This window comes from Paenibacillus sp. 276b (assembly GCF_900107875.1).
Lineage (GTDB): Bacteria > Bacillota > Bacilli > Paenibacillales > Paenibacillaceae > Paenibacillus > Paenibacillus marchantiae.
Map to the genome: position 1 here is coordinate 198,606 of NZ_FNRR01000002.1, position 15,641 is coordinate 214,246.

10 protein-coding genes are annotated in these 15,641 nt (G+C 50.4%); all 10 read left to right on the forward strand.

Features of this window, described 5'->3' with window-relative positions:
- Positions 1-7 precede the first annotated feature (7 nt).
- Entirely contained in the window at positions 8-916 is a 909-nt protein-coding gene (locus BLV50_RS11725; protein ID WP_090807828.1) for an arginase family protein, read from the forward strand.
- 158 nt (positions 917-1,074) lie between these two features.
- On the forward strand, positions 1,075-1,284 hold the full coding sequence (locus BLV50_RS11730; RefSeq protein ID WP_063567830.1) for a tautomerase family protein: 210 nt from the start codon (positions 1,075-1,077) through the stop codon (positions 1,282-1,284).
- 56 nt (positions 1,285-1,340) lie between these two features.
- On the forward strand, positions 1,341-2,258 hold the full coding sequence (locus BLV50_RS11735; RefSeq protein WP_079695379.1) for an ABC transporter permease: 918 nt from the start codon (positions 1,341-1,343) through the stop codon (positions 2,256-2,258).
- A gap of 12 nt (positions 2,259-2,270) precedes the next feature.
- On the forward strand, positions 2,271-3,149 hold the full coding sequence (locus BLV50_RS11740; protein WP_063567831.1) for a carbohydrate ABC transporter permease: 879 nt from the start codon (positions 2,271-2,273) through the stop codon (positions 3,147-3,149).
- Between the two features lie 42 nt (positions 3,150-3,191).
- A complete protein-coding gene (locus BLV50_RS11745; RefSeq protein WP_090807833.1) occupies positions 3,192-4,229 on the forward strand; it encodes a response regulator transcription factor in 1,038 nt (345 codons plus the stop codon).
- Positions 4,226-6,064, forward strand: coding sequence for a cache domain-containing sensor histidine kinase (locus tag BLV50_RS11750; protein ID WP_090807835.1), 1,839 nt, complete (start codon positions 4,226-4,228; stop codon positions 6,062-6,064). Before BLV50_RS11745 ends, BLV50_RS11750 begins: the two co-directional genes overlap by 4 nt.
- A gap of 30 nt (positions 6,065-6,094) precedes the next feature.
- Entirely contained in the window at positions 6,095-6,862 is a 768-nt protein-coding gene (locus BLV50_RS11755) for an SDR family NAD(P)-dependent oxidoreductase (RefSeq protein WP_090807837.1), read from the forward strand.
- Positions 6,863-6,896: 34 nt separating this feature from the next.
- Positions 6,897-9,266, forward strand: coding sequence for a DUF4962 domain-containing protein (locus BLV50_RS11760; protein WP_090807839.1), 2,370 nt, complete (start codon positions 6,897-6,899; stop codon positions 9,264-9,266).
- Between the two features lie 359 nt (positions 9,267-9,625).
- Positions 9,626-11,176: an extracellular solute-binding protein gene (locus BLV50_RS11765; RefSeq protein ID WP_177031171.1), complete on the forward strand. Its 1,551-nt coding sequence runs from the start codon at positions 9,626-9,628 to the stop codon at positions 11,174-11,176.
- Positions 11,177-11,199: 23 nt separating this feature from the next.
- Positions 11,200-15,546, forward strand: a complete 4,347-nt coding sequence (locus BLV50_RS11770; protein WP_256337940.1) for an alpha/beta hydrolase fold domain-containing protein — start codon at positions 11,200-11,202, stop codon at positions 15,544-15,546.
- Positions 15,547-15,641: the final 95 nt, after the last annotated feature.

The following is a 15,641-nucleotide window of genomic DNA, read 5'->3' on the forward strand; positions in this document are numbered from 1 at the left end:
GAAATCGGTGAACAAAACCATTCAAATGATACATGCACCTACGAATCTGGGGCTCCGCAAACATCCAGATGGACGTGAAAGAGGATGTGACAAGCTTCCAGATACACTTGAGCAGTTGGGCTTGCATTCAGCTATTGATGCGAAAGTTACTCAACGAATATCCAAGCCTGAGCATCCTATCGAAGAAGTTTTTGATGAAGGAACATTAAATGGCCGGCAAGTGGCTACTTACTCCGTTAATTTAGCTAATGTGGTCCAAAAGGTAATAGAAGATGACGATTTTTCATTGGTATTGGGTGGGGATTGCAGTGTCCTGGTGGGGAGCGCTCTTGCCCTCTCGCGGAAGGGGACATATGGATTAATTCATATCGATGCTCATCCGGATTATTATCATCAGGGGAACAGAGAACAGGCTGTTGTTGGCGGAATGGATCTGGCAATCGTTACTGGAACGGGGACAAAGCTTCTTACCAATTTAGAGGGACGAGCTCCTTATATTCAACCAAAACACGTTCTTTCGATAGGTTACCGAGAATCTGATCCTGAACAGGACATTATAGAGGAAGCCACAATAGCTGGTATTTCTTTTTGCAGTGCGGAACAGATCAGGCGCGAGGGGCTAGAGAAGACGACAACGTTAATACAGAACTATATGAACCGAACCAATGAAGTTGAAGGTTATTGGCTTCATCTGGATGCAGATGTGCTGGATGCTTCGATTATGCCTTGTGTGGATTGCCCGGAATCCAATGGTCTTACCTGGCATGAACTGGAGCACATACTCCAGACGATTTTGGCTTCCAATCTAATTATAGGGATGACGGTAGCTATTTTGGACCCCGATTTAGACTTTACTCAAGAGGTTTCTCGAAAATTTTGCAATCTGCTTATTAAAGTGCTGCAAGGCAAAGAGTAAGCCCATCCGAAATATTAGTTATTAGCCCTCTCACCATCATCCCCACCTAAAGAAAACACAAGTGAACGAAAAGACAGTCCATTGTTGCTCTCTCACAGGAACGCTAAGATGAAGTTGTTGAAGCGTTTACATTATATGGTGAAGGGAGCTTAACTCGGATGCCAGAAATTACGATCAGGCTGTATGAAGGCAGGACGGATGAGCAAAAGCAGGAGATCGTGGAGGTGTTCACACGCGAGCTATCTCGTATTATCGACCGTGAGCCGGATTATATTTCCGTTGAATTCAATGAAATCCCATGGGACGAGAACGTTCCTGATAATTTGAAAGCCATGCAATCACAGAAGCAAGGAGGGGAGAAGACGTGAAGCCGGCGGACATTGCGCCGCCAAGCCGAGGAACAGCCAGACTTAACTCGTCTGGTCTGGGCACTCGGCTCGGAGATGCGGGACGTTATCTGTGGCGATACCGGATACTATATCTGCTCTCCGTACCGGGCATTCTGTATTTTTTCCTTTTCAAATATGTACCTCTGTTCGGCTCGATCATTGCTTTTCAGAACTACAACATTTTCAAAGGCATCACCGGAAGTGATTGGGTAGGCCTGGAGCATTTCCAGAAGATGTTCAGCCATTATGACTTTTTGCGAATTCTCAATAACACACTTCTGCTCGGAATATATGATCTGGTGATTGCATTCCCGGTACCGATCTTACTGGCCATTCTGCTGAATGAAGTACGGATGATTGTGTTTAAGCGTTTGTTGCAAACGATTGTTTACATGCCACACTTTCTGTCCTGGGTCGTCATTAGTGGTATCTTCATGGGTATTTTCTCGATGGATGCCGGGGTGGTGAACAAGGCACTTGGATTTCTGGGCATGCAGCCGATCTACTTTCTTGGAGAAGACTCGTACATTCGTTCCATTCTGATCGGTTCTGGGATCTGGCGCGACTCCGGTTACGGAACGATTATTTTCCTGGCTGCCATTGCGGGAATTAATCCCGATCTGTATGAGGCGGCAGAGGTGGATGGAGCCGGACGTTTGAAGCAAATATGGTCGATTACCCTGCCATCCTTACTGCCGACGATTATGATCCTGCTACTGCTGCACATCGGAAAGTTCCTTGATCTGGGCTTTGAGCGTGTGTTCGTATTCCTGAATCCGCTCAATCTGGAATCTGGAGAAATTCTCGATACGTATATTTACAAAGCTGGCCTGCTCTCACAGCAATACAGCTATACAACGGCTATCGGATTGTTCAAGTCGGTCGTGGGTTTGATGCTTGTTCTACTCGGTAATTTCTTCAGCAAAAAAACAACCGGCGAAAGCCTGTATTAGGAGGCGAGATAGATGCGTACCCCCAGTGTCCGTTACCGTATATTCCGCATTGGAAATCTCGTTTTTCTTACGCTGCTCTCGTTGACGATGATTCTGCCTTTCATTAATGTGCTGGCTCAATCTCTTAGCAGCTCGGAAGCGATCATGGGCGGAAAGGTTAGCTTCTGGCCTGTCGCTTTTACCTGGATCAATTATGAATATGTATTCGGCGATGCTTCGTTCTGGCGGGCCTTTGCGGTATCCGTTGGTGTGACGCTGTTTGGTACGCTGGTCAATCTCGCTGCAACGGCATCGCTGGCGTATCCCGTTTCCCGTCCAGAGTACAAGGGGCGCTCCCTGGTCGTCATGTTTGTCTTGGTGACCGTTGTATTCTCGGCGCCGCTCATTCCGAACTTTATCCTGATGAAGGAACTGCATCTGGTCAACAATCCGCTGGTTCTGATTGTGCCAGGAGCGATTAATGCCTTTAACTTTTTCGTCATGCGCTCGTTCTTCGCACAGCTGCCGGGTGAACTGATCGACGCTGCCCGTATTGATGGCTGTGGGGAATTCGGCATCATCTGGCGTATCGTCATTCCATTGTCCAAACCGGCCATGGCATCACTCGGCATTTTCTATGCGGTGGGCCACTGGAACGCCTATTCCACCGCGCTTTATTATCTGAATGATCCGGCCTGGTGGCCGATCCAGGTAACACTCAAGAAGCTGTTTGAGAGTGACGATATTTCCGTCGATCCAGGTTCTGCCGTCTACAGTACCCTTGCACATACATCGCCGGAAGGCATCAAAATGGCAACCATCATCATCGCCACCCTGCCGATTATTATCATTTACCCTTTCCTGCAAAAGCATTTTGTAAAAGGAATCATGGTCGGCTCCGTCAAATCTTAAGTACATGAAGCATACAGATCTGACGGGAACGGGGGAATGGCGATGTTCAGAATCTTGATTACGGATGATGAACCGATGATTCGGATGGGTCTGGCAAAAATGATCAAGCAAGCGGGGCTGTTCGACTGTGAGATAAGACAGGCAGCGCATGGGGAAGAGGCCCTTCAGGTGGTAGAGGCCTTTCGGCCACACATCCTGTTTACGGATATCCGCATGCCGACGATGGATGGTATTGAGCTGTGTCGACGTTTATCCGAGCAAGGCAGCACGATACGCATTATTGTGGTTTCCGGTTATTCGGACTTTGAATATGCAAGAGCCTGTATGGATTATGGGGTAAAGCGATATCTGTTGAAGCCTGTGGGACGACAGGAGCTACATGAACTGCTGCTCAAATTGCTGGCATCCGAAGAGGATAAACCTACGGTGTCCCTTGTACCCGTGAGGGAGCTGAATGATTGGGCGATGCGTCTGGAAGAGGCCATATGGGAGCTGAGACAGTCCGATGTCACGGAGCTGCTCGCAGCATGGTCTGGTCGCTATCCGGCATATTCGTTGATGCCTGAGCAGACAGCGGAGCTTTTTCATGAATTACTGGAATTGATTGTGGCCCGAATGAACGCACGTGGCAACGGTACGATGAGTATATCCTGCGAGTTAAATGAAAGCGCTTCCTCGAAAGAATGCTTCGAGGCTCTGGGCAACGAGATCCACACGTTAATGAAGACGATCAAGGAAAAGCGCAGTGGCAAGCGCAAGCATCCAGTGGAAGAAGCAAAAGCCTATCTAGAGAAGCATTTGCGTCGCGAAGTTTCACTGGACGAGATTGCTGCCAAGTTAGGCCTTAACCCGTCCTACTTCAGCCAGCTGTTCAAACAGACGACAGGTCAGACCTTTATCCAATACCGGATACGCAGCAAAATGGAACTGGCCAAACGCATGCTGGAACAGCCGGGCAACCGGATTACGGATATTTCCTACGAAGTGGGGTATGCGGATCATCCCCATTTTACGAAAACATTTAAGAAAATTACCGGACTGACCCCGTCCGAATACCGCAGCAAGTTGGGCATTGAATGATGAAGCGCAGCCTGTCCATCCGCCTGTTCTTTCATTTTGCCGTCGTGATTACGTTGTCTCTGTCCGCCATCGGCCTGTTCACCTATACCTATGCCTCGACTGAAATGAACGACCAGCTTGCGGAAAACATCGCCCAAACGATGCGCAATACGGCGTACCAGACTGAACTGTATTTGCAAAATTATGATCGTGCAACCTACTCCATTCTCTCGAACGGAAGTGTGAAGCATTTCCTCGATATGAATTCGGAGGACAGTTATGCCTATTACGAGTACAGCCGTCAGATTAAGACGAACGTGTTCCCGCCTGTTTTTATGTTATACCCACAGATCAAGTTCCTGTATGTTATCGGGGATAACGGGCGTGTTGTGATTGATGACAACCAGAATTCAGCTGGTATACCGGATATCGACGCGGCACAGCAATATAAGGAGTTGCTGGCTGCAACCCCTGCAAATGGAGAATCGACGTTGCTTACCCGCAGTATTCGCAGTGGACAGAGCGCCAATGTGATTACGATCGCTCGCCGGATTAGAGGGGTATCCTCCTATACGCCAAACGGAGTACTGGCGATGGAAGTAAATGTGCTGGAGCTTGACAAAATATGGGGAGAACTCGACCTCGGTCAAGGTGGGTATCAGTATGTGATGGATCAGAACGGAACTGTAATCTACACACCCGGGGACGAAGAGGCGCAGACAGCGATGGCGTCCAACACTGTGAATAGGCTTATGCACATGGAGGCAGGATCACTGGAACAGAACACGGATGGCACCAAACGGTTGCTCATATCGGAGCTTTCTGCATATTCGGGTTGGCGTTTTGTCGCTTCCGTGCCGCTGTCGGAGCTGCAAAGACCGATTGCAACGATCCGTTCAGCCACATTATGGGTTGGTGCAGGGACCTTGCTCGCCGCGCTTGTCGTGGCCTACCGGATCGGAGCATCTCAAGTGGAACCTATTCGTGTGCTGATGAACGGAATGAGACAGACGGAGAAGGGAATTTGGAACAAGGTGGAGATGAAGGAAAGGCGCGATGAAATTGGTGTGCTGATCCGCAGCTATAATCTGATGGTCAGCCGCCTGTCGGACATGATTGAGAGTGTATACGAGTCGGAGCTGCGCCGCCAGAAGTCGGAAATCGAGCTTCAGCAGGAGGCGCTGGAACGGCACCGTGCGGAATTTCAGGCGCTTCAGTTGCAGATCAATCCGCATTTTCTCTACAACACCCTGGAAACGATCAAATGTTATGCCGTCGTACAGGACTCCGAAGAAATTGCACAGATGGTGGAATCCATGGCTCATATGCTCCGTTATTCCATTCAGACCAATCTGGAGGAAATTACGGTTGCTAATGAGTTGAAGCATGTGCTGGCCTACCTTTCCATCATGAAACATCGCATGGATCGAGAGCTTGAAGTTGAGGTTATCATTGCGCCGGATCTGTTGTTGGAAAAAATGGTTCGACTCACCCTTCAGCCACTGGTGGAAAATGTGTTACAACACGCATTTCCGCGAGGCATGGAGCCCGGTCACTTTATCCGTATCGATGCTCGGAGCCTGGAAGATCGCTTTCTTGTCATCGTCCAGGATAACGGCATGGGCATGAGCGAGGAACGCCTAGAGAAGCTGCGTGACCATCTGGAATTGAATCGTCTGGCAGGCGAAGATTCCGATGATGTCTACCATCGTGGGGGTATCGGACTCATGAATGTCCATCGGCGGATTCAGCTTGTATTTGGAGAAATGTATGGCTTGATGATTGAGAGTGAGCGAGGCTTGGGAACGACCATTACGATGGCGCTTCCCGCAGATCAGCATAGCAAACGGATTTAATTGAACATATAACAGGGAGGAAGATCGAACATGAATATTAACTTGCAGAACAAAATTGCGCTGGTTACCGGCTCCAGCGGAGGAATTGGTGCTGCCATTGCTGGGGCATTGGCTCGTTGCGGAGCAAAGGTGGCTGTGAATGGCCTGCATAATATGGATCGGGCGGAGGAGGTCGTGACCGCCATCCGGGATGCTGGCGGTGAAGCAGCTGCATTTCAGGCAGATGTGACCGATACGAATGCCATAGAATCAATGGTTGGGGAGATTACGCTCCGCTTTGGCGGTCCGATTGATCTGTTGATTAATAATGCAGGGCATCTGGTGGAACGAAGCCCCATTGAAACGATGAGCGAGGAGCTTTACAGCCGGATTATGGATGTCAATCTGAAGAGCGCCGTATTTGTCTCCAAAGCGGTCATTCCTGGTATGAAAGCGGCTGGAGGCGGCCGAATTATCAATCTGACCTCGGTAGCGGCTCATAACGGGGGCGGTCCGGGTGCAGCTATTTACGCAGCCTCCAAGGCGGCTGTCATTGCGTTAACCAAAGGACTTGCCAAAGAACTGTCTCCTGGCGGGATTACAGTTAATGCCCTATCACCGGGCTTCATCGGGCAAACGGCATTCCACGCAACGTTCACCTCGGCGGAAGGTCGATCTTCTGCGGTAAGCAGCATCCCGCTTGGACGGGAAGGGACTCCCGATGATGTCGCAGGAGCGGCACTGTACCTGTGTTCCGAGCTGGGTTCTTTCATAACCGGAGAAACGATTGAAATCAATGGCGGAATGTACATGCGTTGATGCTACACCATTGCGATAAGGAGGGGACGATACGATGGAAGTGAAGCGGAAGCTTGCAGAAAGACCGTTGTACCAACCAATCAGCGGGCCGTTCCATGTGGACTATGCACCTGACGAACATACTGTTCTGACAGAAAATCCGCCAAGGTTTACCTGGATGGCGGCACAGCAGGAGGATGAGAATGCCTATCTGCTGCAGGTGTCGGTGGGGCCTTCTTTTCAGGAAGAAGGGACGATGACCTTTGTACCGCTCCCGTATAACTTTTTCACGCCTGACCGGGTGTTTGAACCTGGGGAATATTATTGGAGATATGCGCTGCTTGTAGATCATCCAGTGCAGCAAGATAGCGAAGCCAAAGCGGACGCTGTGCTGGGTAAGCAGCAGGAAATTTCGGCATGGAGTGAGGTGAGGCAGTTTACGGTGCCAGCGGGATTGCCCGAGACACCGTTACCTTCTCGAGCTCAGCGGTATGTTGCCACGGACACGTCTCACCCTCGGCTATGGCTCGGAGAGAGTGGGCTAAGGGCACTTGCGGATGGTATTGCATCAGATGCTACATATTGCGGCTGGGATGTGTTTATGGCAAATTCCGTGGAGCCGTGGGCCAATCGCGAACTGATCTGTGAACCGCTGCCTTACCCGGAGAACAAACGTGTCGCCCCGCTCTGGAGGCAAATGTACATTGACTGTCAGGAAACGTTATATGCGATTCGTCATCTCAGCATCGCAGGGCGGGTCCTACGTGACGAACGGTTGCTTGAAGCAGCCAAAACCTGGCTGTTGCATGTGGCGGCTTGGGATACGGAGGGAACGACCTCCCGTGATTATAACGATGAGGCGGCTTTTCGGGTCGCCGCCGCGCTCGCTTGGGGCTATGACTGGCTGCATGATGAGTTGACCAGTGATGAGCAAGAGGTGGTAAGGCGCAGCTTGCTGCGGCGGACAGAACAGGTGGCCCAGCATGTGATGGTTCGCTCGAAAATCCATCATGTGCCTTATGACAGCCATGCCGTGCGTTCATTATCCTCCGTGCTTGTGCCCTGCTGTATGGCCTTGTTGCATGAGGAGCAGCAGGCTGCAGAGTGGCTGGATTATGCGATCGATTATTATGCCTGTCTGTACTCCCCTTGGGGTGGTAGTGATGGGGGATGGGCCGAAGGTCCAATGTACTGGACAACAGGCATGGCCTATGTGACCGAAGCAATGAATTTGTTGCGAAATTTTGCGGGCATCGATTTCTTTCGTCGGCCGTTCTTCCAGCGTACCGGAGATTTTCCACTCTACGTGTACCCGCCCGACGCTCGGCGTGCCAGCTTTGGAGATCAGTCTACGCTGGGTGACCCGGTAAACTTGAAAACAGGCTATCTTGTCCGCCAACTGGCAGGTGTTACAGGCAACCACTGGTACCAGTGGTACTTTGAGCGTGTACGCCAATCCGATCCGGGGACAGAGGGGGCTTTTTATAACTACGGTTGGTGGGACTTTAACTTTGACGATCTGGTATACCGCCACGATTATCCGCAGGTGGAGGAAGAGTCGCCTGTGGACATCGAGCCGCTCAAGTGGTTCCGTGATGTGGGGTGGGTAGCCATGCATCACCGGATGGACGATCCGGATGAGCATATTATGCTTCTTCTCAAATCGAGCCGTTATGGTTCCATCAGCCACAGTCATGCGGATCAGAACAGCTTTACCCTGCATGCATTTGGTGAGCCGCTTGCGGCGGATACGGGCTATTATATCGCGCACGGCAGCTCCTTTCACCGGGAATGGCGCAGGCAGACACGCTCCAAAAACAACCTGCTGATTGGCGGAGCAGGTCAGTATGCCGAGAACAACAAGGTGCTGAACATGGCTGCCACCGGGCAGATCGAAGAGGCCTATTGGCGGGATGGCGATGGTTATGTGCGCGCGGTAGCGACCGATGCCTATGCCAGCACCGTACCCCATGTGAAGCGTGTTGTACGGGAGATTCATTTTCTGCAATCCTCCTATTTCGTCATTGTGGACCACATTGATCTGGAGAAGCCGGACAGCGTTCAATGGCTGTTCCATGCACTGCACCCGCTACAGCTGAAAGGGCAGAGCTTCCGTCTGAACGGTAATAAGGCGGGGCTTGAAGGCACGTTTGTATATGCTTCCTCCGGTGAGTTGTCGCTCAGCCAGACGGATCAATTCGCAGAGGTGGACCCGGCAGAGTACGAAGGGTTGGAAAGACATTATCATCTGAGCGCAGAAACGCGGCCTGCCTCAAGCCATAGAATTGTAACGCTGCTTGTGCCATATAAGATCGAGGAGCCGAAATATGTCCCTTATTTCATTGATGACCAGGATCACGGTATCCATCTCTATTTTACCGACAACGGTGTAACGAAGAAGATCGAGGTATCCAAGACGTACTAGATAAGATGAACTGGATATTTACACAAGAACGAAGAGTGCAGAACCCACTGAAGAAGCGAAGCGTTCGCCTTTATCCCCGGATTTTCCCCTCTGAAAAGGGAATCAAAAAAATCTGGGGATAACAGCGATCGGAAGAGGGTACTGCAATCGCAGTGGCTGAGTGTAATGTTTGTACGTTCAATTTATATAGTGCTATATGACTGGATGCTGTTGAACGCTGAGTGCTGACCTAAAGAAAACGCAATCTCATCTAAAACATCCCCATTGTTGCAGGCGGTGGGGATGTTTTAACATCTATTTGAAAGCGCTTCACCAACGAGTGGTACCTAAATCTAAATTAGGATGAAAAGAGGGGTAGCATGAAAAAGTGGATGGTCTCAGGCATGGCGCTATTGCTGGCGGCAGCTGTTATGACGGGGTGCAACAAAGGGAGCGGAGCGGCATCCGGTGAGGGAGGGGGAGACGGCAAAACAAAATTCTCCATTTCACTACGGACGCTGGCGTATACGTATGTGGAGAAGTCACCCGACATTAACAAGGATCAATGGGTGAAGAAACTGGAGGATCTGACCAATACCGATCTGAAAATTGTCCTGGTGCCCCATAAGGAATATGAACAGAAAATGGTCCAGATGTTTGCCACCAATGATATTCCTGACGTGGTGCAGGGTGACGGCGGCGTCAACGGCAAAGAGATGGCCGGATCGGTCGAAGCCGGGGTATTTCAGCCCCTGGATGAACTGTTGCAGCAGTACGGGCAAGATTTGCTCAAAGCCGTGCCGAAGGAAGCCTGGGACCAGGTAACTCATGACGGTCATATCTATGCCATCCCTGAATATTTATCCAATCCATCCCGCCGGGCAACCTGGATTCGCAAAGATCTGCTGGATCAAACGGGACTACCGGTACCAACTACAGTTGAGGAAACGATGGACGTTTTGCGCGCCTTTAAGAAGCTCGGCGTGGAGAATCCCTATATGGGACGTGAGGATTTCAAATATGCAGATACCTTTTTCGGTGCCTATGACGTACAGCAGTTCCTGTCCATGATGGAGCAGCAGGGCGACCAGGTTATACCGAAGTTCATGGATAACGAGAATATGCAGCAAGCCCTAACTGTCTATAAGACGATGTACGAGGAAGGGCTCATCAACAAAGAGTTCGCCACCATCAATTCCACCGTATTCAAAAATACGATTCTCTCGGGCAAGGCAGGTATGTGGTCCATGAACGCCAACGAACTGATCCAATGGGAGAAGCAGATTAAAGCGTCGGTTCCCGATGCCAAAATCGAGATTATCCCTTCCCCAGTCGGCCCCGACGGAAAGGGCGGTTATTATCTGTACGGTCCGGTGACACGTGCCTACTTTATTAATAAGGATGCGGCTGATCCAGCTTCCATTATCCGTTTCTTTAACTGGATGGTGTCTGACGAAGCGGAGAAGTTCTTCACGTACGGTACGGAAGGAGAGACCTATACAGAGGATAATGGTGTGATTTCATATACAGCTCCGACAGACTCTGCTGGCGTGGACGAGGAGCGTTACCGTCAATCGTTCTTATGGTTCGTACAGGACACGACATACAATAAAGGCTCGTTATCATTGACAGAAGAAGGCAGAAAGCTGATGAATATTTACGATACGATTTTAGCCAAAGAAGGTCGGGATGGCATCAACTTTGATCCGCGTTTGGAAGCTTTTGTACAGAATCCCGATATTGCTCCCAATTCGGATACACCTCCTCAGGTATTGCTCACACACATGATCAAGATGGTTTATGGTAAGGAGCCAATTTCCGATTGGCCGAAAGTGGTAGAGGAATGGAAATCCAAGGGCGGCGATCAGGCAATCAAAGAAGCCACCGAGAAATTCAATAAGGGTGAGGGAGTGTCGGCACCGCGTCGCTAACTAAGCGGGATGGAACCAGTGTAGTGAGTCAGCTGAATACGGAGGGGATACAAGTGAATGACGTGTTCAAAACGTGGAAGAAGCGGGTTGTACTTGTTGCCATGTCTGTCATACTCATTAGCGGTATTACCGTTCCCGTGCATGAAGTCCGGGCGATGGAAGACGCTGATCCTCATTCTATTTTAAATACTACGCAGGAAGAAAATATCCCAGATCCAGAGGGCCCAGAGCTGGAGATTTACGCGGAAAACTTTGATGACCCGGACAATTTTGGCTCTACAGGCGGAATTGCACTGAGAGCTCCCTGGCTGCAGGAAGGAGTAGGTGGAAGCAAGGCCAAAACATCATCTTCCACAACTGCACCCTCGCTGCCCAACATGATCAAGATTGACGGAACCGATGCACTCGCGCTGCCACTTGATCTAACTGGATACGGAAATATCCGGCTGAGCTACTATACACGCGCCTCGTCCTATATCAGCGGAAGCATTATTATCGAATGGTCGAAGGACGGGGGCAGTTCCTGGGCAACGCTGGAGACATTTGAACTTCCCCCAGGCACTCCAGATGTGAAGAAGAAGGAAGGGAATACGCTAAAAAGCTGGGCGCTGGGTTCGGAAGCGAACAATAACAGCACGGTGAAAATTCGTTTTCGGACAGGAGATGCCATGCAGGCCAACATGTATATCGACAATGTTGCCATTTATGGTCAGGCTATTCCCGGTATAACGCCTGCCCCATCGCCAGTTCCGCCTGGAGAGGAGAATACTGAATTTACGCCACCACAAGGAGTGACTTTATACGAGGATGTGGAGATTGGCACGGCTGGTGGGCGAGCAATCTATTCATCCATTGCTGTTCCTGAGACAGCGGCAGCTGAACCGATGCCGGTCATGGTCTATATCCATGGAGGTGGATGGAATCACGGGGACCGAAAGCAGGCATTGAACTCCATTTGCAATTATGTACTCAAACGCGGTTATATCGGTGTATCTCTGGACTACAGGCTGACGCCTGAGGCGCCTTTCCCTGCCCAGATTCAGGATGTAAAGCTTGCTATCCGATATTTGCGGGCCCATGCGGCGCAGTACAACCTGGACCCGAGTCGTATAGGCGTCTGGGGATCATCTGCGGGCGGCCATCTGGCTGCATTGCTCGGTACAACAGGGGACATTGTGGCTGGTGACACTGTAATGCTCGATACAGGGGTGACGGTAGATGTACCTGATCTTGAAGGTTCTGGCGGATGGCCTGAGTATTCCGACAAAGTGCAGGCGGTCGCCGACTGGTACGGACCCGCTGATTTTACAACGACATTTGCCAATAACTATAGCTCGGTAACGGCTCTGCTTGGCGGACATCGTGCATTCGATGTACCGGAGCAGGCCAGACTTGCGATGCCGGGAACTTATGCTTCACCGGATGATCCACCGTTCTGGATTCGGCACGGTGATGCTGATGCCACCATTCCTTACACAGACAGTGTTACTTTCGCGGGACAGCTTCAATCTGCGGGTGTCCCGATAGTGGATATGAAAATCGTACCTGGTCAGGGCCATGGATTTACAGGGACGGCTTCCGAGGTTGCCAATGCGGAGGCATGGGCCTTTCTTGATGAACATGTGAAGAACCGGATCGTTACGGAGCCCATTATGTTCAAAAACAATCCCGAAGACACTTTGCCTGGAGCCGAAGAAGAAAAACCGTTGATTGAAAAGGTCATCGCCAGCAAGCTGCCAAGTGACGATGCGGCGATTGACAGCAGCAAGCCTGATCTGAATTTTAATCAGGCAACGGGCTCCAGCACCGGATTACTAAGCATCTCTTCCACTTCATCCACCAAGAAATATGTGTATTTCAAATTTGATATGTCCGGAAATGAGCCCGAAGGAGATCGGTATCGACTACGGATTGCCGCCAAAAAAGGCACATCAAATATCAATACAGAGTTGTCTCTTTACGGTTTGAATTCAACAGACTGGAGTGAATCATCGTTAACCTGGTCGAATGCCCCGGTCCAAAGTCTCAGCGAAAGTTCGCTGCTTGGCAAATTCCAGGTCACGGCAGATCGTAATGGAAGTCCGGCCGTCTATGAAGTGGATGTAACCGATTATGTGAAGAGTCGTCCAGATGCCGGGCAGATTGCATTTTTGCTCGCGGATGCGGGATCAACAGGTGTTTCCGTTAACGTCTATACCAAGGAAGCCAACGGAACGAGCAATCCGCGTCCACAGTTATCGGTCATTGCTTTAATCGAAGAAGGAAGTGACACGCAGTCACCAGAATGGGAGCAGGGAGCTATACTTGAGATTCGCAACTGGGGAACGGATTTTGCGGAACTGAGATGGCCCGCTGCCAGCGATGATACAGCTGTATCTGCATACCGGATATATCGGGAGGGAGTTTTGCTGGCTGAACAAAGTAAGCAGTCATTTCATGACAGCGGACTTGCAGCCGGAACATCGTACACGTTTCAAGTGAGGGCGATTGATGAAGCTGGCAACGTCAGCAGTGCCCTATCATCCGATTTGACCACCCTTACCGTTCCGGTATCGTCCCTGCCTGTTGCCTCCGTCTCGGCAAGCGGTAGCGACGGCAACCTGGCGACTAATACCATCGACAATAACAGTTATACACGCTGGTCTGTTGCCGGAGAGGGGCAATGGATCACATTTGATCTGGGGCAGGCACAGCAAGTGGGCTATGTTGGGATTGGTTTTTACAAAGGGGATGTCAGGAAGACCTTTTTTGAAATAGAAACGTCTGTTGACGGTGATCATTGGACCCAGGTATATGGCGGCGAAAGCAGCGGGGATACAACAGAAATGCAGGCATTTGATATCCCGGATACTTCTGCACGTTATGTACGGATCACCGGACATGGCAATTCTGATTCAAGTATTTATACAAGTCTGACCGATGTGCATTTGTATGCTCCTTTTGCAGGCGGAGGGACGCCTGTTGCCCTGATTCCATACATTGAGCCACAACCACCGGAGGGAACGGAGCCCTTTATCGCTCCAGGTCTGACGGAGACAGATGGAACACCACATGCAGTCCATCCTCCTCATACTGTAACCGGACGTACGATTGATGTACGGGATTACGGAGCAGATCTGGCTGATAATACGAGCGATGACCGACCTGCAATACAGGCTGCCATTGATGAGGCCAGCGTTGGTGATGAAGTGTTTTTGCCTGATGGAGTGTACAATTTGTTGTCCGGGCCGGATGGAACTACCGACCTGATGCTCAAATCCGGGGTGAACCTGAGAGGAGAGAGCAGTGGAGGGACCGTGCTCAAGACATCGTTGGATCAGGTGACGGGCAGCGCCGTCCTGAAAGCATCGGCTCAGCACAGCATTCTCGTATCCAATATGACCCTAACTTCATCCTGGTCTGGCAGCTACACGACCGATCACAAATCCAACAATCCCTCCGCAGGGGGGCCGGATAGCATGATCCACATCGCTAACTATGGTGAGAAACCATCGTATGACATTACGATCGACGGTGTAATTGTGGAGAAATTTAAACGAATGGCTATCCGCATCGAACACAGCCGAGATGTCGTTGTGAAGCATGCAACATTCCGTAATGCAACAGATCTGGGCCCTGGGGGTTCAGGCTACGGAATATCCATTCAGGGAACGGCCAAGACTGATCGGCTCGGCTTTGACAATGATACGATATGGAATGTGGTGGAGGATAGTACGTTTGAGGGCCCTTATCTCAGACATGGAGCGTTGATCCAGTTTGTTGCCCATAACAACGTACTGCGTGGCAATACATTTAACGGAACGAAGCTGGATGCTATTGATCTTCATGGTGAACTGGAGTATTTGAATGAAATCTCGGGCAATGTCATTACGGATGTGCTGACAGGCGCAGGGATTGGACTTGGCAATACAGGGGGTTCAGCACCCAGCAATCACAGCAAGTCGGGCAAAGGAAACTACATTCATGACAACACGATCAGGAACAGCCAAATCGGCATTTCGGTAACCATGGGCACCCCCGATACTCTAATCGAGGATAATCTCATCGAGAGTACAACCACGATTGCAGATGCGGCAGGAATCAAAGTGCTGAATGGACCGGGCACGGTGGTTCGAGGCAATGTGATCCGTAACAATACCGCTAGCGGTTACTGGGGCGTGCGTCTTGAGCGCGACAAAGGTGATGCTGGAGCCGGCAATATTGGCGAAGGAAACCCCGAGAATGTGTTAATTGAAAATAACCGAATCGAAGGTAACACAAACGGAATTGGACTCTTTGCCGGAGTCGGCATTCTGCTGAAGGCCAACATTCTAAACAATGTGAATGAGGACTATTACAAAGCAGCAGGTGTTACCGTTACCGAGCTGTAAAGGATCAGAGCAAGTAGCCTAGCAGGCGTCTATATAAGTTGAAGCTCAATTTTACACTATACTGCAATCGGAGTGATCAGGTGTACCATTTATAG